The organism is Alcanivorax sp. DSM 26293, assembly GCF_900107995.1.
Taxonomy (GTDB): domain Bacteria; phylum Pseudomonadota; class Gammaproteobacteria; order Pseudomonadales; family Alcanivoracaceae; genus Alcanivorax.
The window spans coordinates 453,746-472,975 of the sequence record NZ_FNUM01000002.1; the positions used below are offsets into that span (position 1 = coordinate 453,746).

Annotated in this window: 19 protein-coding genes; 6 read left to right on the forward strand and 13 right to left on the reverse strand. The window is 58.2% G+C overall.

The window, feature by feature from the left end; genetic code table 11:
• Window positions 1-25 precede the first annotated feature (25 nt).
• Window positions 26-823 carry an SDR family NAD(P)-dependent oxidoreductase gene (locus C4S63_RS05635; RefSeq protein WP_103916953.1) on the forward strand — a complete coding sequence of 266 codons (798 nt, stop codon included), beginning with the start codon at window positions 26-28 and terminating at the stop codon, window positions 821-823.
• 94 nt (window positions 824-917) lie between these two features.
• Here C4S63_RS05635 and C4S63_RS05640 read toward each other — a convergent pair whose 3' ends face one another.
• The 6 genes from C4S63_RS05640 to C4S63_RS05665 all read right to left on the reverse strand — a co-directional run bounded on the left by C4S63_RS05640 (window position 918) and on the right by C4S63_RS05665 (window position 5,978).
• Entirely contained in the window at window positions 918-1,427 is a 510-nt protein-coding gene (locus C4S63_RS05640; protein ID WP_103916954.1) for a DUF2505 domain-containing protein, read from the reverse strand.
• A complete protein-coding gene (locus C4S63_RS05645) occupies window positions 1,424-2,512 on the reverse strand; it encodes a diguanylate cyclase domain-containing protein (protein WP_103916955.1) in 1,089 nt (362 codons plus the stop codon). Before C4S63_RS05645 ends, C4S63_RS05640 begins: the two co-directional genes overlap by 4 nt.
• Window positions 2,505-3,458, reverse strand: a complete 954-nt coding sequence (locus C4S63_RS05650) for a hypothetical protein (protein WP_063509469.1) — start codon at window positions 3,456-3,458, stop codon at window positions 2,505-2,507. Before C4S63_RS05650 ends, C4S63_RS05645 begins: the two co-directional genes overlap by 8 nt.
• A 289-nt stretch (window positions 3,459-3,747) precedes the next feature.
• On the reverse strand, window positions 3,748-4,209 hold the full coding sequence (locus C4S63_RS05655; protein WP_103916956.1) for a MaoC family dehydratase: 462 nt from the start codon (window positions 4,207-4,209) through the stop codon (window positions 3,748-3,750).
• Window positions 4,210-4,317: 108 nt separating this feature from the next.
• Entirely contained in the window at window positions 4,318-5,166 is an 849-nt protein-coding gene (locus C4S63_RS05660) for an alpha/beta fold hydrolase (RefSeq protein WP_103916957.1), read from the reverse strand.
• Complete coding sequence (locus tag C4S63_RS05665; protein ID WP_103916958.1) at window positions 5,166-5,978, reverse strand: alpha/beta fold hydrolase; 813 nt, start codon at window positions 5,976-5,978, stop codon at window positions 5,166-5,168. Before C4S63_RS05665 ends, C4S63_RS05660 begins: the two co-directional genes overlap by 1 nt.
• Before the next feature lie 142 nt (window positions 5,979-6,120).
• On the opposite strand from C4S63_RS05665, the gene xthA reads away from it, so the two are divergent.
• Genes xthA through C4S63_RS05685 form a run of 4 tightly spaced genes read left to right on the forward strand, consistent with a single transcriptional unit; the run spans window position 6,121 to window position 9,778 of the window.
• Window positions 6,121-6,936: an exodeoxyribonuclease III gene (xthA, locus tag C4S63_RS05670; RefSeq protein ID WP_062816170.1), complete on the forward strand. Its 816-nt coding sequence runs from the start codon at window positions 6,121-6,123 to the stop codon at window positions 6,934-6,936.
• 3 nt (window positions 6,937-6,939) lie between these two features.
• Window positions 6,940-7,965, forward strand: a complete 1,026-nt coding sequence (locus C4S63_RS05675; protein WP_103916959.1) for an ion transporter — start codon at window positions 6,940-6,942, stop codon at window positions 7,963-7,965.
• Window positions 7,966-8,016: 51 nt separating this feature from the next.
• Window positions 8,017-8,520, forward strand: coding sequence for a two-component system response regulator (locus C4S63_RS05680; protein ID WP_062816172.1), 504 nt, complete (start codon window positions 8,017-8,019; stop codon window positions 8,518-8,520).
• 43 nt (window positions 8,521-8,563) lie between these two features.
• Entirely contained in the window at window positions 8,564-9,778 is a 1,215-nt protein-coding gene (locus C4S63_RS05685; protein WP_200819508.1) for a serine/threonine-protein kinase, read from the forward strand.
• A 306-nt stretch (window positions 9,779-10,084) separates the two neighbouring features.
• On the opposite strand, the gene sixA is transcribed toward C4S63_RS05685, so the two are convergent.
• From sixA to C4S63_RS05710, 5 genes are all read right to left on the reverse strand, one after another.
• Complete coding sequence (gene sixA, locus C4S63_RS05690) at window positions 10,085-10,561, reverse strand: phosphohistidine phosphatase SixA (protein ID WP_062816174.1); 477 nt, start codon at window positions 10,559-10,561, stop codon at window positions 10,085-10,087.
• On the reverse strand, window positions 10,558-11,589 hold the full coding sequence (locus tag C4S63_RS05695; protein WP_062816175.1) for an NAD(P)H-dependent glycerol-3-phosphate dehydrogenase: 1,032 nt from the start codon (window positions 11,587-11,589) through the stop codon (window positions 10,558-10,560). The genes sixA and C4S63_RS05695 overlap by 4 nt, the downstream gene beginning before the upstream one ends.
• Window positions 11,590-11,963: 374 nt before the next feature.
• Complete coding sequence (gene htpG, locus C4S63_RS05700; protein ID WP_103916960.1) at window positions 11,964-13,811, reverse strand: molecular chaperone HtpG; 1,848 nt, start codon at window positions 13,809-13,811, stop codon at window positions 11,964-11,966.
• 122 nt (window positions 13,812-13,933) lie between these two features.
• Window positions 13,934-14,836 (reverse strand): TIGR01777 family oxidoreductase, encoded by a 903-nt coding sequence (locus tag C4S63_RS05705; protein ID WP_062816177.1) that lies wholly within the window; start codon window positions 14,834-14,836, stop codon window positions 13,934-13,936.
• Complete coding sequence (locus C4S63_RS05710; protein WP_103916961.1) at window positions 14,833-16,455, reverse strand: hypothetical protein; 1,623 nt, start codon at window positions 16,453-16,455, stop codon at window positions 14,833-14,835. Before C4S63_RS05710 ends, C4S63_RS05705 begins: the two co-directional genes overlap by 4 nt.
• A gap of 414 nt (window positions 16,456-16,869) precedes the next feature.
• On the opposite strand from C4S63_RS05710, the gene C4S63_RS05715 reads away from it, so the two are divergent.
• Window positions 16,870-17,106 carry a PA3496 family putative envelope integrity protein gene (locus C4S63_RS05715; protein ID WP_062816179.1) on the forward strand — a complete coding sequence of 79 codons (237 nt, stop codon included), beginning with the start codon at window positions 16,870-16,872 and terminating at the stop codon, window positions 17,104-17,106.
• A 48-nt stretch (window positions 17,107-17,154) separates the two neighbouring features.
• On the opposite strand, the gene sucD is transcribed toward C4S63_RS05715, so the two are convergent.
• A complete protein-coding gene (gene sucD, locus C4S63_RS05720; RefSeq protein WP_062816180.1) occupies window positions 17,155-18,030 on the reverse strand; it encodes a succinate--CoA ligase subunit alpha in 876 nt (291 codons plus the stop codon).
• A complete protein-coding gene (gene sucC / locus C4S63_RS05725; protein WP_062816181.1) occupies window positions 18,027-19,196 on the reverse strand; it encodes an ADP-forming succinate--CoA ligase subunit beta in 1,170 nt (389 codons plus the stop codon). Before sucC ends, sucD begins: the two co-directional genes overlap by 4 nt.
• Between the last annotated feature and the right edge of the window lie 34 nt (window positions 19,197-19,230).

The following is a 19,230-nucleotide window of genomic DNA, read 5'->3' on the forward strand; positions in this document are numbered from 1 at the left end:
TTGATCGATTTGCCGCGGAGATCCCTTGAAACATCAGCCTACCCTGCTTATCAGCAATGCCTGTTCCGAGCTTGGCCAGACCCTGGTCAGTGACGCCGCAGCGCATTTTCGGGTGGCCCTGGCAGACGCTGATGGGCAGCTCGGAAACCAGCTGTGTGCCGACCTGCACGGTAACGGCCGGGAAGCCCTTTTCCTGGACTGCCTGCCCGGCAGCGCCCGAGACCGGCAACGGGGCGTGGAGCGGGTTTTACGTCGCTGGCAGCAACTGGACACCGTCATCAACCTGCCGGCCCCGCTGACCCTGGGGCCCTTCGAGGCCACCCAGGCCTCCCATTGGCAGCGGGTGCTGGATGAGCAACTGATGGATACGGTGAACCTGTGTCAGAGTGCGATCAGCGCCATGCACCGCCAGGAAGGCGGCAGGATTCTCAATGTGGTGCCGGAATACGGCATTCTGCCGGGCCCGCTGGCTGCGGCACAAAGCGCCGCCAGCGCCGCCATCGTGGCAATGGGAGAAAGTCTTAACAGCGAATTGCACAGCAGCGGTATCCAGGTAACCACCGTGGTGATTCCCCTGTATGCGGAACAGGCCAATAACCTGTGCGCCACGGACCCGCTCAGCGACGCCCGCTTCCAACGCAAGCTTGCCCGCAGCCCGGTCACCCGCCAGGAACTCAGCCAGCAAATTCTGCGGGCACTGGACAGTGACAGCGCCCTGCACATTGCCTCGGGCCACACCCGGAGCAAGTGGCGACGCAAACGCTGGTTCAGGGAACGCTGGGAGCGAGGCTTACGGGCATTGGGCGCCAAATACCGGCGCTAGGGAGACAAGCGCCGGAACCGCAGGGGGCTTGCGAGGATCCTGGGCCCTGTGCCGGTTTTGTGACCCGAATCCCGCGTCTCGCAACGGCTGACTGTCAGGCGAACTGCTCCACATAACGCAGGGTGTGCCGGTAATCCCCGGCCAGTGCGTCATCAATTTTGGGGGCCACCAGATCCACCAGTTTCTTGCCCACCAGCGGAACCGATGAGGTGATTTCCACCTGGGTTTGTTGAATCGACTGGTTTTCACTGTCAGCGCTGAGCCGCATGGTCCCACTGATCTTTAACGGAACATTACCAAGCTGAAAGCGATAGCGGGCCTGATAAGATCCCGGCTGCCCCGTGCTCTGCCAGAGAAACTCGGTTAACAGATCTGCCTGACCAGGCAGCAACCGCCGCGCAAATGACGGCACCTTGTCCGTGCGAATCTGGATCGGCTGAACGATCTGTATCAACAACCCTTCCGCGGTATCCTGAAATGCCTGGAAACGGTAGTCATTTACCTTGCCCCACTCGAAACGCTGTTCGAAATAGGCCTTGCTGGTGAGAATTTCATAAAGCCGGTCCACGCCGACAGGAAATTCCCGGTCAACCATTACCTTCATGCTGTCTCCTGACCCGCCGGCGTCTGCTCTATCAGTTTCAGCAGTGGCGCCAGCTGGCGTTTCAAATCCGGCAATGCATTCACCACCACACGGGACTTGCCTGCCCGCAACAGGGTGAGTGCCTGCTCTATGGTTATCGAGGGCACCGCCCGGGCGGTGGCCAGAGGCTCGTCGGGACCATCCGTCACCACTGCTCCGGGCCCCGCCAGACGGGCCTTCTTCATTTGTTGATCCAGTACCGCCTGTACTTGACGAGGTATCAGGCCGGTGTGCGCGGTGGGCGTGTGGATCACCACCGACAAAGGCAGCTGCTGCGGTTTGCCACGGAACTGGAAGGCCAGTTTCTCACTGACTTTCAACGCTCGCTCCACAAATCGCTGCGCACCATTCGCCCCGGCACTGGGCAGCAGAATGGTGAACTGGGCCACGCTGCTTCTCGCCAGCGAATCTTCCTTGCGCACCACTCCCCGCATCAGCTGCGCCATTTTCATCAGCACCATATCGATTCTGCGTTTACCGAGCTGTACGAAAAGTTGATTGAATTGGTAAATCTCCAGTTGCACAACCGACAGGGGGATTTGCTGCCGACTGGCCAGTGCCAGCTCCTGACGCAGGCGATGTTGCAGATAGCGACGGTTGCCAAGCCGGGTTAACGGATCGATCATGGCCTGGCGGACCAGCTCCTTGCGCTCACGCTGATAATGGGCATGGGCGCGCGCGCGGGCCAACAAGTCGGTGGAATTGAACGGCTTGCTGATAAAATCGGTCCCCCCCAGCCGCAGGGCTTCGCTACGCGCTTCCTCATCATTCTCGGCACCGGTGACGATAATCACCGGTAACCCGGCAATGCCGTCATCCTCGTTGGTGCGGATTTTTTTCAGTAGCGTAAAGCCATCCATCTCCGGCATGGCCAGATCCGAAAAGACCACGCTGATGCTCGGGTTATGGCAGATCATCTCCCAGGCTGCGACCCCGTTTTCCGCAACCTCCACGCGAAATTCCCTGCCCAGCATCTTGTCGGCTGCCAGACGCATCACCTTGGAGTCATCGACAAACAACAGTACCGGTTTGTTATTGTTATCCATGTAATTTCACTTCCTTGTTGAATACAGACAGCGCCCCTTTGGGGCCGGGTTCCCGTCCTCGCACATACCCGTAAAGCCGGGAGCGGCGCTGGCAGAAATCACCGCGCGCAATGGCTGGCAAATAATGCTCGTTGAGAAGATGGCCCGGTCGATCAGCAAGGCAGTAAACGGTCCCGGCGGTACTGTCCAGATGCGAGAGAATGCCGATCTGCGCCAGATAATCGCGGCCGTTGGCAAAGTGCTCCACATAGGGCACGGGATGTCCTGCCGCCAGGGTCAGTTGCGGATCAATTTCCAGACTGTCAGCCACGCCGCCGATGCAATAGATTTCCAGCTTCTTGACCAGTTCCCGGGCACTGGGGTGGCGGAGCAGTTTACGAACGATATAGCTGGCCACAATGGTGCCCTGAGAGTGGCAGAGCAGTACCACCTGATCGTTGTGTTCCAGTGCTTCCACGAGGATATTCAGTGCCGGGCGGGACAACTTGCCATCCTTGCGCAACGTCCGCGCAGTGATGGATTCCGCCACATCGCGAATCAGCCCCCAGGTGGGAGTATGAATCAGGTGGACCGGACGTCGGAAAATACGCGCGATCTCGCTGGCATTGAGCAATGCCACCGGTCCCGCTGTGCCCATGCCATTGATAAAGAACCAGCGTGAAGAACGGGCTTCAGCGGTAGCTCTCGGAGGATGACACACCAGGGTACCCTGGCTGATGGATTCGCGCGTGGCAGGCACCAACAACTGTAGTAGCGAGAATACCGCTTCACCGCGGCTGGTATAAGACGACCAGGCCAGTTCCGAGCGGATACCCGGCTCGCGGCCAACAGGCAGCACCATGCGCGGGATATCCGCCGCATGGGTCAGGCTGAGGCGCAAATCGCGGCGTATGGCAGATCGGTTGTCTACCAGACGGCGAAGCCATTGTCGGGGACGATGCAACATGGGAAAGCCCTGATAAAAGGGTGGCGGCAAACTCGCCCTACTACGAAAGTTCCCCCTTACAGTACGTCGAAATGCGGTCTTTTGCCAGCAGCAAAAGTGGCCAAAACAGAAAATCAAACTGAGCCAAATCAGCAGCTTATTTGATCAACCTTGTGTAGAACCCGAACTTTGCACGGCAAACGATGACAGGAATTTAAACCCGCCCGAGCGAAAAAAACAGGCCTGACGCGCGCAACACGACAGGCCTGACCAGGAGAGGGGGATACGACTATTGGAAGGGATTTTTCGGTCAGACGAAGTACATCAACAACCATTCTGCAATGAGTGCGGGTTTGTCTTCGCCTTCAATCTCAACGGTAAAGGAAAAAGTCAGCAACCACTGGCCATCGCGTTTTTCTTTCGCATCCAGCAGGGTCGCCACGGCACGAACCCGCTTCCCCTCTTTTACCGGAGCCATGAACCGCAGCTTGTCGAAGCCATAGTTCATTGCCATTTTCATGCCCTTGGGCATAAGAAAATCGTCGATGGACGCTTGCAGGTAAGGCAGCAGGGACAGGGTCAGATAACCATGGGCAATGGTGGTGCCAAACGGGGTGTTCTTTGCCTGTTCAGGATCCACATGAATAAACTGATGATCCAGAGTCGCATCGGCGAAAGCGTTAATTCTGTCCTGATCGATCTGAAACCAATCAGACGCGCCCAATTCCTTTCCTACGTATTCGGTCAGCGAGGCAACCTCAACCACTTTCATCGTAACGCGCTCCTCAAATGTGTTTTTCCCGAAGCTTAGCCTTCCTCAGCAAGTCAATACATGACCCTTTCAGATATCAGCCCGATCCGGTCTGGTGCTTTTGGTCAGTCAACCGTTGTTGTTATCAAGAAAAACATTCATTGCATGCGCCACCTCTTTCGGGGCTTCCATATGCAAATGATGTCGGCCCGGCAAGCGCACCACCGTGGCATTCGACAGCCACTCAAGACGGTGATCAAACATACCGTTGCCCCCCATCCCCTGCTCGCCAAGAATCAGGCAGACGGGGGCCTGAATGGCACGCACAAACCCCTCCACCTGTTCTTCAGTGAGCCGCAGCGATGAGGTAAGCCGCAGGCGGCTGTCCGCCCGCCAGGTCCAGCCACCGTCCACCGGCATTAAACCCCGCTCGCTCAGTAATGCGGATGCATCCCGACTCAAGCCTCCAAAACCCCGGGTGCGAGCCTCGACCGCATCGGCAATCTCCGTGTACACCGGTTTGCGCTTGTCGGCCAGCGCCATCATGTCATCCAGTGCCTTGCGCAGGGTTTTGGCCACATCTTCAGCGGGGGTGGTGGGAGGCCCCAGCCCTTCAATCAATACCAACCGGGAGACCCGTTCCGGCAATGCCGCGGCAAACAGACAGGCAATCCCGGCTCCCATGGAATGTCCCACCAGAGTGAATCGCTGCCAGCCAAGTTGATCGGCCACAGCCAGCACATCGCGCACATGGTCCACCAGGTGCGTCACTACGCCATCCGGACGATGATCAGAATGACCATGGCCGGAGAAATCCAGGGCCACCATGGGACGCTGCCACTGTGTTGCCAGCGGCATAAAGGACGCGGCGTTATCCAGCCAGCCATGCAGAGCCAACACCGGCTCACCCTGGCCGTCCCAGCTGAGGGCAGCCAGGGTTTGTCCGAAAACGTGAAATTTCTTCTCTTTTGCAGCCATTAACTCGCCTCCCCCTGCTGAAGCGTTTGCAGGGTTTCACGGAACAGGGCCAGGGTCTGTTCAGGCTTCTCCAGTGGATACATGTGCGATCCCTCTGCAATGCGGTGAAGCATGCCGTGACGGCGCACATGCCGCCTGGCACTGTCGAGGAAGGGAGATGGCGATCCCTTGCCGGTGATAATCGCCCCCGGCACTTTCAGCCTTGGCATACGGGTGGCAGTCGTAGGGGTATGGCGAAAAATATCGACTTCCACCTCCGGGCGAAAACGCAATCGCCAACCGCCCTCCCAAGGCTCCAGACCCGCACGCAAATAATCTGCCAGGCAACGGGGATCAAAGGCCCTGAACAGGCCACGCGTGGAAAAGTAACTTTCCACGGCGTCCCAATTCGGCCAGTAATCCAGGCGGCCCTTGCTTTTGCCCGCCGGGGTTACCCGGTCAATCATGCCGGTCAGCTTGGCCACCTGCATCAAGGTCCCGTGCCAGCCATTCATCATCGGTGGGTCCAGCATAATCAGCGCGGAAAACCACTCCGGCCGCCGTTGCGCGACCAGATACATCACCACCGAACCCAGCGAGTGTCCTGCGCCAACCAACGGCTTGGGCAACGATGCCAGGCTGGCTTCCAACTCCAGGCTCAGACTGTGCCAACCCGTATCCACCGGATACGCCGGGTTGTGGCCCAGGCGATCGATGATGGTGATATCAAATTCATCCGCCAATGGCGCCAGGAAGGTGTCGTAACTGTGTCCGGGTATACCGTTGGCGTGGGCGAAGACCAGCGTCTGGCGACCGGCAGAAACTGCTGACATGGTGTCTCCCTGGGTTGCGGATCGAATAAAAAGAGACATCATAGCCCCATCTGTTCACCCTCGACCATGTCCGAAAACGCCACAGCGTTGCCTGCCTTCGCCATCTTTTGTTGGTGTACAATGCCGGCACAAAGGAGGCTCCATGACCCTGATTTCATTCAACATCAATGGTATTCGCGCCCGTCTGCACCAATTGCAGGCCGTCATCGATAAATATCAGCCGGCCGTTATCGGCCTGCAGGAAACCAAGGTCCATGACCCGGAATTTCCCGAACAGGCTGTCCGCGACATGGGTTACCACCCTTACTATTTCGGGCAGAAAGGCCATTATGGCGTGGCACTGATAACCCGTGAGCCTCTTGAATCCGTGCAGTACGGCTTCCCCTCCGACGAGGAAGACGCCCAACGTCGTATGATCATCGGCACCCTGCGGCACACCGATGGCTCTGCCATAACGGTACTCAATGGTTATTTCCCCCAGGGGGAAAACCGCGAGCACCCGACCAAATTTCCTGCCAAGGAAAAGTTCTACCAGGACTTGCAGCAATACCTGGATAGCCATCACCAACCCGGCGAGCAGGTGGCGGTGATGGGCGATTTCAATATTTCCTCCACCGATCGGGATATCGGCATCGGCGAGGCCAACCGTAAACGCTGGCTTCGCGAAGGCAAAACCAGCTTCCTGCCGGAGGAACGGGAATGGTGGCAGCGCCTGATTGACTGGGGTCTGACTGACACTTTCCGGCATCAGAATCCGCACACCGATGATATTTTTTCCTGGTTTGATTATCGCTCCCGGGGGTTCGAGCGAGAACCACGCCGGGGCCTGCGCATTGATACGGTGCTGGCCACCGCGCCGTTGCTGGAAAAACTGGACAGCACCGGCGTTGACTACGAGCTACGCGGCATGGAAAAGCCCTCTGATCACTGCCCGGTCTGGGCACGGTTTCGCGGTTGAACCATGAAAATCAAATTGTACCCGGAAAAGCTCAAGCTCAATCTGGATACCCTCGGTTTTATCATCGACCTGTTCATGATCGGTCTGGTGATACTCAACCTCGGGCTGATCCTATTTGACTGGCTTTTCCAGGTTCCCCCTGTCCAGGAATTCCTGGCCGGGATGACGCCAGGGTTTCATGCTTTCTACCGGGACACGATTCACAGCAACGTCCTGTTCTACGACCTCTGTTTCGTGGCCGTCTACCTGACGGAGTTCGTGATCCGCTGGATCGTCGCCATTGCCAGGGGCACCTACCACCGCTGGTTTTTCTATCCCTTTGCCCACTGGTACGACCTGCTTGGTTGTATCCCGGTGGGCAGCTTCCGCTGGTTGCGGATCCTGAGGGTGGTTGGCCTGCTCATGCGCTTGCAGCGCATGGGAATCATCGACCTCTCGCAAACCTGGCTGGGCCAGACCATTCTCAAGTACTACAACATTGTGGTGGAGGAGATTTCTGACCGGGTAGTGATCAATGTCCTGAGCGGCGCGCAACGGGAAATTGGGGGTGGCAGCCCCCTGCTTCATCGCATTGAGTCCCAGGTGCTGGCCCCACGCCAGGACAAACTGGTCAGTTTCATCGCCACGCGCATCGCCGATGCTACCCAGAAAAGCCACGGCCAGTACCGGGATCAACTGGCGGAATATTTCGCGCATCTTACCGACGAATCACTGACACGCACCCAGGCGGGCAAGCGGTTGGCGGCCATACCGGTCGCCGGGCCCCGCGCCATCGCACTGCTTGGCGAAGCCGTCCGGGAAACCGGTACCGCCTTTGTGGACCAGCTGGTCGACGACCTGGCCTCACCGGCCAACCGGCAACAACTGGAGCAACTGCTGCATGACCTGATCGGCGCCGCCAAGGGCGAAGGGGAGCAGCTGGATCAATTGATCCGCGATACCCTGATGGATGTGCTGGAGCAGGTAAAAGCCCAGATAGCCGTGCAACAATGGAAGCTGGAAGAGCAAGACGGCCCCGAAAAAAGTTGATACCATCGTCTAGGACTAAAGTCTCAGCGGCTACGCCAACCGGATCACAGCATGAGCACCAACACCGAATCCAGCGACGACAATCTGCAACTGCCTCGCTCCCGCATTCTGCTTGTGGATGATACCCCGCAGAATCTGGTCGCTTTGGAAGTTGTGCTGGAAGACATGGACTGCGATCTGGACAGTGTCACCAGTGGCAATGCCGCCCTGGCCAAGCTGCTCAAGCACGATTACGCCCTGGTTCTGCTGGACGTACAAATGCCGGAAATGGACGGTTTTGAGGTGGCAGATATCATGCGCTCTCACCAGCGTACCCAGACTGTGCCGATCATTTTTGTGACTGCCATCTCGAAAGAAACACGCTTTGTGCAGCAAGGTTATCGCAGTGGTGCCGTAGACTATCTGTTCAAGCCCATCGATCCTCAACTGTTGCAAAGCAAGGTCAGCTTTTTCCTCAGCCTTGACCAACAGAAGAAGCGGCTGGAAGCGAAACTGGCCCAGGCCCGTCGCTCGGAAGCCGAGATGAAAGCGCTTTACGGCGAGCCGCCCGAGTAAACGGGCCCCACAACAAACGGTCAGGACGACCCGAAAAAACAGCATGGCCATCAGACTTCCCGGATACCGCATTACCGAGCGCCTTGGCAAGGGCGGAATGGCCCATGTGTTTCTGGCAACACAGCATTCCTTCGAACGCCAGGTTGCCATCAAGATTCTCTCCCCCTCCCTTGCCCTGGAGCCGAGTTTTGCCGAGCGCTTCATGCAGGAAGCCCGCACCGTTGCCAGCCTTAATCACCCGCATATCGTGCCGGTTTACGATGTGGGCGAACACGAGGGCTATTATTATCTGAGCATGGAGTACGTCACCGGGGGCAGCCTGAAACAGCGCATCCGGGACGGGCTGGAGCCCCGGCAGGCTGAGACGGTTCTCCGTCAGTTGGCCGGCGCACTGGACTATGCCGGCCAGCACGGTTTTATTCACCGGGATGTGAAGCCGGACAATGTGATGTTCCGGGCCGACGGCTCTGCCCTGTTGATGGATTTCGGTATCGCCGCAAACATCCTTCGTGATACCTCCGTCACCGGCAGCACCAGCGTCATGGGCACGCCCAAATACATGAGCCCGGAGCAGCATCGCCGCCAGCCTTTGACACCACAATCCGATCTTTACTCTCTGGGCTGCGTATTCTACGAAATGCTCACTGGCAAGCCGCCCTACACGGGGGATGATGCCAGCGCCATGGCCCAGGCCCATCAGCGCGAGCCCATTCCCCTGCTACCGGTCAAACTCCGCCACTATCAGCCGTTACTCCGCCAGTTACTGGCCAAGTCGCCCGCGGACCGACCACAAAGTGGCACCGCCATTACCGAGCTGCTCGATAATCTGGAGTCACCGGAACATTACACCCGGGAACGGGCCCGCTACCGGCCACAGGAAACGGGCATCAACGGTGCCCTGGCGCCTCGCCTGCGACTCAAGGAAACCAAGGCGGGAATGAGCTGGAGAGGCAATCTCTACCAGTACGACATCTATCTGGTTGCCGACGACTTCGAGCAATTCCAGTCTCATTTCCCGGTACTGCGCTCCGCCCTTCAGGACTGGCATCAACAAAGAGGCTCACGCTGCAAGAGCGTCACGATCAAAGCGACCCTGCACCCCTGGATCAGCGGCCGGGTAAAACAGTATCTCAAGGAACTTCGCCAGTCCGATGATCTGGCGTTCCTGGGCCGCCTGCCAATGCAGCTAAACCTGGTGGCTGCCGATGGCCAACCCATCGAGAGGCTGGCCTGGGAGCCGGAATCCGAATCGGGTTAGCACACCTCATGAATCCTTGCCGCACAAGGCGCTGTAAGCTTCGTCGCTGACGGGTCAGGGAATAACGGACAATACTGCGGACATAAAAAAAGCACCAACACGGGTTGGTGCTCTAGGATCTGCCTAAGTTGATGCGACGCAAGGAGACATCGCATTCCCCCCCTTAGGTGGTTCCGATGACACCCTTCAGGAGTCTGCCATGCGTTCCGGTGCCATCAGGGTCAGACTAGGACAATCACAACGGGCCTGACCAGCGGATTACGGCGAACGGTAGAGAGTGTGTTATCAGGGGTAGCGTTTGGCGGATCAGCGGCCAGCCACCGCCTCTCCCGGGCTACGCAGCCACAACAGTCGGGCACCCCCTGCGGCAGCCACGTCCACATCCAGGCTGGCGACCGTTCCCACATTGAAACCAATACGCTCTGCGGAACCGGTCCAGCTTGCCGTCAGCTGCGCCACTAACGGCATATGACTGACCAGCGCGGTATTCTCCGCGGGGGGATTCGCAAGCAGCCAATCGAACAGCTCTCCGGGGTGGGCATCCGGAACCAACTGCTCACAGGTGACTCGTGGCAGATCACCATAGACCTGCTGGATACAGTCAGCCGTCTGCTGGGCCCGCACATAAGGACTGGCAATCAGCGCTGAAACGGTAATGCCGCTGCTGCGCATCTGCTGCCAATGCGCCAGCAAGGCTGCCCTGCCGGTTTCGGTCAATGGCCGCTCAGCATCGGTGGGGGCCTGGGAAACAGCCTGGCCATGTCGGCTGAGATACAACCTCACAACCCGGGTCCCGCCAGTTGGAACTCCACATCGTGCTTGTATTCCCCACTCATCAGCTGCTGGATTACCAGTTCCAGTGGCTGGCCATGGTAGACGATCTGGTAGAGCGCCGTGGCCAACGGCATGTAGACCCCCAGCTCGGCGGCCTTGTCCGCCACCAGTTTGATGGTATTGATACCCTCTGCGGTCTGGCCAAGGCTTTCTATCGCCTCTTCCAGGGTCTTGCCCTGCCCCAGCTGGAACCCCACCTGATAGTTGCGGGACAGGGAGGAGCTACAGGTGGCAATCAAATCCCCCACCCCTGAAAGACCCAGGAACGTCATCGGGTTGGCACCCAGCTCCACAGCAAAACGGCTCATTTCCGCCAGGGCGCGGGTAATCATGAAGCTGCGGCTGTTTTCACCGACGCCGATGGCCGCAGCCATGCCGGACGCCACTGCATAAATATTCTTTAACGCGCCACCAAGCTCCACGCCGTAGATATCCGGGTTGTCATAAACCCGAAAGTAATCGCAGCTGAGGGCTGTCTGCACCACTTGGCAAAGCGTCTCATCCGGGCTTGCCACCACGGTACCACTGAACTTCTGCTCCACGATTTCCTTTGCCAGATTGGGACCACTGAGAGCACCGATTCGCGCGTGGGGCCACTCCTGCTGAAGCACTTCGCTCATCAGCAGAAAACCTTCTGCATATATGCCTTTGGTACAACTGATGGCCAGGGTATCGGCGGGGACCCACTCTTTCGCTTGACGCAAAACCTCAACGAACGCCTTGCTGGGGATCGCCACAAACACCAGAGAGGCCTGGTGCAAGGCCTCTTCCAGGCTATCAGTGGCGTTCACTCCGGCGGGCAGTTCTGCGCCGGGCAGATAACGGCTGTTCTCGCGGTCCATATTGATCGCGGCAGCGGTTTCCGGGTCTCGCACCCAGATATTCACTCGATGACCGTTGGCGGCCAGGATACTGGCCATGGCGGTGCCAAAGCTGCCACCGCCGAGAATTGTTGCGTTATGTCTTTCCTGCTCCATACGGAACGCCTTGTATAGCAGCTTTTGAGGCATCATAAGCGCCCATCGAAGCAGAGACAACGGAAGCCTCATCAAGCCTGGATCGAAACCACCTGTAGGAACGCAGCGCAGCGGAGTAATGCACGGAGTGCAGCCCGAAGGGTGAGCGAAGCGAATAACGCCTCTTGAGGCGCGAACCTCGCGCCAGCGAGGAAATCGCCGCAGGCGATCAAGCCTGTCAGAGCTCAACATGTGCCAATAGAAAGGACAAGGCAAAGATACCGCTGTCCTCGCTACGCTCGGTTCGCGCCTCACCAAGCGAAGCGAAGGAACGCCTGCAAGGCAGCCCCGAAGGGGTGAGCGAAGCGAATAGTCAGCGCTCCTAAAGGGGGCTATCACAACGCTCTGACAAGAAGCTCCTGCAGGCGTCGTGCGGTGGCCGCCGGGTCCTTGGGCAACTGCCCTTCCGCCAGCATGGCCTGGTCCAGCAGCAGTGCGGCCAGATCGTCAAACCGTTCGCCCTCTTCCATCCCTGCCAACGCCTGCAACAGACCGTGATCCAGATTCACCTCCAGCACCGGCTTGTTTTCCGGTACCGGCTGACCGGCAGCTTCCAGCATGCGGCGCATTTGCGGCCCCAGCTGATCTTCGGCCAACACCAGACATGCGGGGGAATCCACCAGGCGTGAGGTGGCGCGGACCGCTTCTACCCGTTCAGCCAGGGTGGATCCCAGGCGGGCAATCAACGGATTATCGTTATCCGCTTTTTCCTCCTGATCCCCCAGATCCAGCTCGCCACGGGCCGCATTGACCAGCTTCACGTCCTGATAGCTGTCCAGGTAGCTGACCATCCACTCATCCACCGGGTCGCTGAGTAACAACACCTCAATGCCCTTCTTGCGGAATACTTCCAGGTGCGGACTGTTTTCCGCCGCGGATGGACTGTCGGCAAGCAGATAATAGATCTTGTCCTGATCCGCGGGTTTGTTCTCAAGATACTGATCCAGTGAGGTGGCCGCCTTGCCTGGCTGTTTGCTACTGGCAAACCGCAACAGCGCAGCGATCGCCTGCTGATTGTCCCGGTCTTCGCCAATGCCTTCCTTGATAACCTGACCAAACTGGGACCAGAAGGTGGCGTATTTTTCCTCGTCCTTACCCAGTTTCTTGAGCATCTGCAGCACCCGCTTGGTCAGGGCGGCACGGATTTTCTGTACCGGACCATAGTCCTGCAGCAACTCCCGGCTCACGTTCAGAGGCAGGTTTGGCGCGTCAATGACCCCTTTGATAAAACGCAGATACTGCGGCAGGAACTGCTCCGCATCATCCATGATGAAAACGCGTTGCACATAGAGCTTAAGGCCACGATTGGCATCGCGGTGGTAAAGATCAAAAGGCGCCCGGGCAGGGATATAAAGCAGACTGGTGTATTCCAGCTTGCCCTCGACCTTGTTGTGGCTCCAGCTCAGGGCATCCTGAAAATCATGGCTGATATGCTTGTAGAAATTCTGGTACTCCTCATCACTGATCTCCTGACGAGGGCGCTGCCACAGGGCCGTGGCCGAATTGAGAGTCTCGGTTTTCTCCTCTTCCCCATCATCGCCCGGGGTAACAAGCGTGATCGGAAATGCCACATGATCCGAATACTGGTGAACCACCTGGCGAACCTTGAAATCATCCAGAAACTCACGGGCATCCTTGCGTAGATGCAGAATCACCGCCGTACCCTGCTCGGCCCGCTCAATGGTCTCTACGGTAAACTCGCCCTGGCCATCGCTTTCCCAGCGCACACCCGCTGACGCATCGGTACCGGCCTTACGGCTTTCTACGGTTACCCGATCGGCCACAATGAAGGCGGAGTAGAAACCCACACCAAACTGACCGATGAGCTGGGCGTCTTTCTTCTGATCACCACTGAGCGAGGCCAGGAATTTTTCGGTGCCGGAACGGGCGATCGTGCCCAGGTTCTCGATCACTTCCTCCTGGTTCATGCCAATACCGTTATCGGCAATGGTCAGGGTGCTCGCCGCCTTGTCTATCCGCAGGCTGATGGCAGGGTCACTCCCGGACTCGAGCAGGGACGGCTCATCCAATGCCTTGAAACGCAATTTGTCGCAAGCATCCGAGGCATTGGAGATCAGTTCGCGAAGAAAAATTTCCCGGTTGCTGTACAGGGAATGAATCATCAGGTGTAACAGGCGGGAGACTTCTGCCTGAAAACCATGGGTTTGTTTTTCTACGGACACGGCTGACTCCTATGGGCATTAATCACCCGGGAGTAATAGGGGCAGCCGGACTTTTTTCAAGGGCCAGGGAGACTCTGAGTAACGCCTTGCAAGCTCGGTCTTTCAGAGGCGCCCTGGGAAGGTCATCGTTTGATCTGCTGGGCCAGGGCCGACTGCAAATCCGGAAAGCGGAACACGAAACCCTGCTGCTCCAGACGACGGGGATAGACCCGCTGCCCACCCAGCAGGATGTCTGACTGCTCACCCAACCCGGTACGCAAGGCGATTGACGGGACGCGCAAAAAAGCAGGACGCTTCACGGCACTGGCCAGCGAGCGATGAAACTCGCGCTGGGTGACAGGGCCAGGCGCAGTCGCGTTGAACACGCCATCGATCCCCGGGGTCTCTACCGCCCGGACCAGAATCGCGACCATGTCATCAATATGGATCCAGCTCAGCCATTGGCTACCGTCGCCGAGCATGGCGCCAAGGCCAAGGCGGTAAACCGGCAGCAGCTTGCCCAGCATGCCGCCATCACGCCCCAGCACAATGCCGGTGCGCACCAGACAAAGCCGAACACCCTGCCGGGAAACCGGTCGCGCCGATTGCTCCCAGGCATCGCAAAGCAGGTATCCGAAGTCACGCTTGCGGGCAGAGCTGTCTTCGGTCAGTTCCGCATTGCCCGCATCACCATAAAAACCCACCGCCGAGCCGGATACCATGACTGCCGGCTTGCGCTGCAACCGGGACACCAGGCTGACCAGCTGCTGGGTGACACCGATACGGGAATCGAACAGCACCTTTTTGCGACGCTCCGTCCAGCGACCGGCAAACAGGCTTTCCCCGGCCAGGTTGATGATACCGTCAATGGCATCATCATCGGCAATGTCGTCCAGGCTCGACACGATACGGGTTTCCTCCGGGAGCACCTTGGCTGCCCGGCGCGGGCGCCGACTGAGCACAACCAGTTCGTGCCCATGGGCCGCCAGGCGCCGGCACAAATGCTGGCCGATAAAACCACTGCCTCCGGTTATCAGTATCTTCAACGTATCGCCTCAACTTTTTGAATGCTGTTCATGTCATAGAAGTATTCGATGTTGCCTGCTCCCATCGCCACACTCAAGGTCAAATGATCCTCGCTCACCGCTTGCAGGATGCCTGTCCGTGTAGCGACCCCGGCGGCAGTAATAGTCACGGATTTGCCGACCAGGGCACGCAATTCCCTGAGCTTGGCGGAAATGGCCTCTTCCGGCTGCTGCTCCTGCTGCAACCGCTCAGGCTGGACTGGCGCTGCCTCATTGTCAGGGGCAATGACCACCTCACTGTCAGTGTCCGACTCCGAGATCAGATCAATCCGCTGTCCATTGGACAAGGTCACGGATTTGAGCTCTTCGTCTGACACACTACGCTCCACATTGCCGCTGCCAACATTCATGACGAGCCACAGACGATTACCGCTGACCCGTCGTAGTACGCCATCAAGCTGTCGACCACTTTGGGTTTCCAGCAGCACTTTCTTGTCCACATAAGCAATCAGCTCCGGGAAAGTTTTTTCCACCGGCGGCTGCGCCTTTGGCTGTTCTGGTGCCGCTTTCTCGAAGGTGGGGGTGACCAGCGTGGCGCCACCCTCTGACGGTGGTGTAATCACCCGTGTTTCCATCGAGCCCGGCACCACTGCCCAGCCAACCTCGCTTTTCTCCAGGCGGACATGCCGTTGCTCCACCGCACCATTGGTCAACACCACCCGGGCCATTACCTGACCACTGGCCTCGGCACGCCTCAGCTGGACATGCTCAGCCTTGACGGATTCCAGCAGCCCCTCCGGGAACTGGGTCACCAGATACTCTTCGGCCACATGGGCCAGGGTATCATCGTGATCGAAGTGCAGATCAACCTCCCCATTACGATAACGAAGGTGGTTGGAATACGCCGTGAAGTCGCCGACCAGGTAGCTTTTGAAACTGTCCGGCATGACAAGGACCATGGACCCGGAAAGCTGGCCGGTATCCAGCGGGGCCAGGGCCAGTTCCAGACGGTAGCCCCCGGAAAAGATACGGGTTTCCGGGTAATCCTGGCCATCTGGCTTCCAGGAAAGATGCACTACCGGCGCCTCTTCATCGGACGGGTTCACCAACAATGAACGGCGCTCGGTAATGTCTTGGGGATTCCAGCCCAGCAGAATGCGCACTTCCAACTCGGGAAGAAAGCCTTCCCCCTGACTGGCGGTCAGCACGCCATCAATCAATGCCACCCGATCATAGCGAAACCGTTGACCGTGCAGGCGCCCCGAGAGGGCTTTGCCCTGCCCCTCTACCACCAGCAACGCCGCTTTCTCGGAGGTCACGAAAGAAGTACTGGACGCCATATTATCGCCCCGCAACACCTGGCCAGCCTGGCCCGCCAGATTCTGCCGGGTAGACGGCTCCAACAGGGTTTGTCCGGTTGCCAGGAACAAGGCAACGCCAACCGCGGCCGTCAGCAGCGACGCAACACGGCCCAGCGCCCACCACCGGTACTCTTCCCAGTGCTGCTGTACCTGCCCCAGGCTTGCCAGTGGCACCAGAAAAAACAGGGCGCTATGCCCCCGACTGGCGGCCTCGTGCATCAGTCCCAGGGTGCTGATGATAAAGCCACTTACCCCAATAATGATCAGCAGTTCTGCCATCTTCTTATTCTCTCAGCGGATGATTCCTCAACGGAGCGTTGAGCAGGCTTCTTGAAGCATGTTTGCCGCACTAACCTTCAGACCAGAGTCTGCCGGTTACAGACATAGCGTTGGCCCGTTGGCTCCACTTTACAAAGCCGCGCCCGGGCATTCCAGCACTTAAGTGACTGATTTTGCTATCCGGCAGCCAGGTATGATCTCCATCACATTCGGCATTGTCTGCAGCGGCCGGGGCAACGCCCCCGGCGCCGTCGGGCGCGCCTGCCACCACCACTCATCATCGGAAATAAAAAAAAACTTGTAAGGCAGAAAATCAGCAGATATATAGGCGCTGAGGACGTTAGGAAACCGGTACTCCGGGCCTGACTAGCCGATTAACAGGTTGTTTGAGGAGGTCAGACACAGGAGGCCACCATGAGTAACCGTCGTAATGAGCAAGACCTTGATTCGGAAGATCTGCTGATGAACGAAGATTTCGATATTCTGGATGACGACATGGACGATGAGGAGCAGGAAGAGCGCAGCGCGCGCTCCAGGGCTTTCAACATGGACATGCGCCATCGCATCGAAGATCGCCTGGAGGAGCGGCGCCTGAAAAAGGAACTCAATGAATACGAGTTCTTTAATCTGGACGACGACGTACTCCACTAACAAAAAGGCCGGCAAATGCCGGCCTTTTTGTCGATGCGGGGGGGCGATTTACCAGCCCGTCGCTTCTTTGACAGCCTTGCCGATTTCCGCAGGGTTCCGCACAGTTGTCACTCCGGCCGCTTCCAGAGCAGCAAACTTCTCGTCCGCAGTCCCCTTGCCGCCAGCAATGATGGCGCCAGCATGCCCCATGCGCTTACCCGGAGGCGCCGTCACACCGGCAATGTAGCTGACTACCGGCTTGGTCACGTGCTCCTTGATATAGGCTGCCGCTTCATCTTCTGCAGTGCCCCCGATCTCACCGACCATGACAATGGCTTCGGTCTGGGGATCGTTCTGGAACAGTTCCAGGGCATCGATAAAGGTGGTGCCGGGAATCGGGTCGCCGCCAATACCGATGCAGGTAGACTGACCAAAACCCAGCTTGGTGGTCTGGTTGACCGCCTCATAGGTCAGGGTGCCAGAGCGGGATACGATACCCACCTTGCCCGGCTGGTGAATGTGACCGGGCATGATACCGATCTTGCACTCACCGGGAGTGATCACACCTGGGCAGTTGGGGCCGATCAGGCGTACGCCGCCCTTGCGAGTGATGTATTCCTTCACGTACAGCATATCCAGCGCAGGAATGCCCTCGGTAATACAGACGATCAGCTCCACCCCTGCATCGGCAGCTTCCAGAATGGAGTCCTTACAGAACGGTGCCGGCACATAGATCACACTGGCAGTGGCGCCAGTTTCGGCAACCGCTTCAGCCACGGTGTTGAACACTGGCAGGCCCAGGTGAGTCTGGCCGCCCTTGCCCGGAGTCACACCGCCAACCATCTTGGTACCGTATTCGATGGCCTGCTCGGAATGAAAGGTGCCCTGGCTGCCGGTGAAACCCTGGCAGATGACTTTGGTGTTCTTGTCGATCAGTACGCTCATGCGGCACCTCCCACTGCTTTCACTACCTGCTCGGCAGCGTCGTCAAAACTTTGCGCGGCGATGATGTTCATGCCACTTTCTGCCAGCTTCTGGGAGCCCAGCTCCGCATTGTTACCTTCCAGGCGAACCACCACGGGTACGGTCACACCCACTTCCTCCACGGCTCCGATAATACCCTCGGCGATCAGATCGCAGCGAACGATACCACCGAAGATGTTTACCAGAACGCCTTTTACCTGATCATCGGAGAGGATGATTTTGAAGGCTTCGGTGACCCGCTCCTTGGTGGCGCCACCGCCCACATCCAGAAAGTTGGCCGGCGCACCGCCTTTGAGCTTGACCAGATCCATGGTGCCCATGGCCAGGCCGGCACCGTTGACCATGCAGCCGATGTTGCCGTCCAGGGCCACGTAGTTGAGATCCCACTCTGCAGCACGGCGCTCACGCTCGTCTTCCTGGCTGGGGTCTTCCAGGGCCTTGATGTCCGGGTGGCGGTACAGTGCTGAGCCATCCACGTTGATCTTGGCATCCAGGCAATGCAGATCGCCCTGGTCCGTGATCACCAGGGGGTTCACCTCAATCAATGCCAGATCCTTGTCTTCAAACAGCTTGGCCAGGCCCACAAAGATTTTGGCGAACTGGCCGACCTGCTTGCCCTCAAGGCCGAGTTTGAAAGCGATCTCACGGGCCTGGTAGGGCTGTGCACCCACCAGCGGATCCACCTCTGCTTTGAGGATCTTTTCCGGGGTCTCTTCCGCAACGGTTTCGATATCCACGCCACCTTCTGTGGAGGCCATGAACACGACTCGTCGGGAGGCACGGTCAAACACCGCGCTCAGATAGAGTTCCTTGGCGATATCCGTGCAGGTTTCCACCAGAATCTTGGACACCGGCTGACCGTGTTCATCGGTCTGGAACGTGACCAGGTTTTTGCCCAGCCATTGCTTGGCAAACTCCGCCGCTTCTTCCGGACTGTTGACCAGCTTCACGCCCCCGGCTTTGCCCCGGCCACCCGCGTGCACCTGGGCTTTTACCACCCACTTGTCACCACCAATTTCTCTGGTTTTGGCTGCGACCTCTTCAGGAGTATCGCAGGCGAAACCGGTAGAAACTGGCAGACCATAATCAGCAAAAAGCTGCTTTGACTGATATTCATGGAGATTCATGCCAATACTTCCATATCAATGAATGAGTGGCGCC

Coding starts and splice junctions, on each gene's coding strand:
- C4S63_RS05640 (WP_103916954.1), bottom strand. CDS start 1,427: ATGAAGGTAATGGTTGACCGGGAATTTCCTGTCGGCGTGGACCGGCTT.
- C4S63_RS05645 (WP_103916955.1), bottom strand. CDS start 2,512: ATGGATAACAATAACAAACCGGTACTGTTGTTTGTCGATGACTCCAAG.
- C4S63_RS05650 (WP_063509469.1), bottom strand. CDS start 3,458: ATGTTGCATCGTCCCCGACAATGGCTTCGCCGTCTGGTAGACAACCGA.
- C4S63_RS05655 (WP_103916956.1), bottom strand. CDS start 4,209: ATGAAAGTGGTTGAGGTTGCCTCGCTGACCGAATACGTAGGAAAGGAA.
- C4S63_RS05660 (WP_103916957.1), bottom strand. CDS start 5,166: ATGGCTGCAAAAGAGAAGAAATTTCACGTTTTCGGACAAACCCTGGCT.
- C4S63_RS05665 (WP_103916958.1), bottom strand. CDS start 5,978: ATGTCAGCAGTTTCTGCCGGTCGCCAGACGCTGGTCTTCGCCCACGCC.
- xthA (WP_062816170.1), top strand. CDS start 6,121: ATGACCCTGATTTCATTCAACATCAATGGTATTCGCGCCCGTCTGCAC.
- C4S63_RS05675 (WP_103916959.1), top strand. CDS start 6,940: ATGAAAATCAAATTGTACCCGGAAAAGCTCAAGCTCAATCTGGATACC.
- C4S63_RS05680 (WP_062816172.1), top strand. CDS start 8,017: ATGAGCACCAACACCGAATCCAGCGACGACAATCTGCAACTGCCTCGC.
- C4S63_RS05685 (WP_200819508.1), top strand. CDS start 8,564: ATGGCCATCAGACTTCCCGGATACCGCATTACCGAGCGCCTTGGCAAG.
- C4S63_RS05695 (WP_062816175.1), bottom strand. CDS start 11,589: ATGGAGCAGGAAAGACATAACGCAACAATTCTCGGCGGTGGCAGCTTT.
- C4S63_RS05710 (WP_103916961.1), bottom strand. CDS start 16,455: ATGGCAGAACTGCTGATCATTATTGGGGTAAGTGGCTTTATCATCAGC.
- C4S63_RS05715 (WP_062816179.1), top strand. CDS start 16,870: ATGAGTAACCGTCGTAATGAGCAAGACCTTGATTCGGAAGATCTGCTG.
- sucD (WP_062816180.1), bottom strand. CDS start 18,030: ATGAGCGTACTGATCGACAAGAACACCAAAGTCATCTGCCAGGGTTTC.
- sucC (WP_062816181.1), bottom strand. CDS start 19,196: ATGAATCTCCATGAATATCAGTCAAAGCAGCTTTTTGCTGATTATGGT.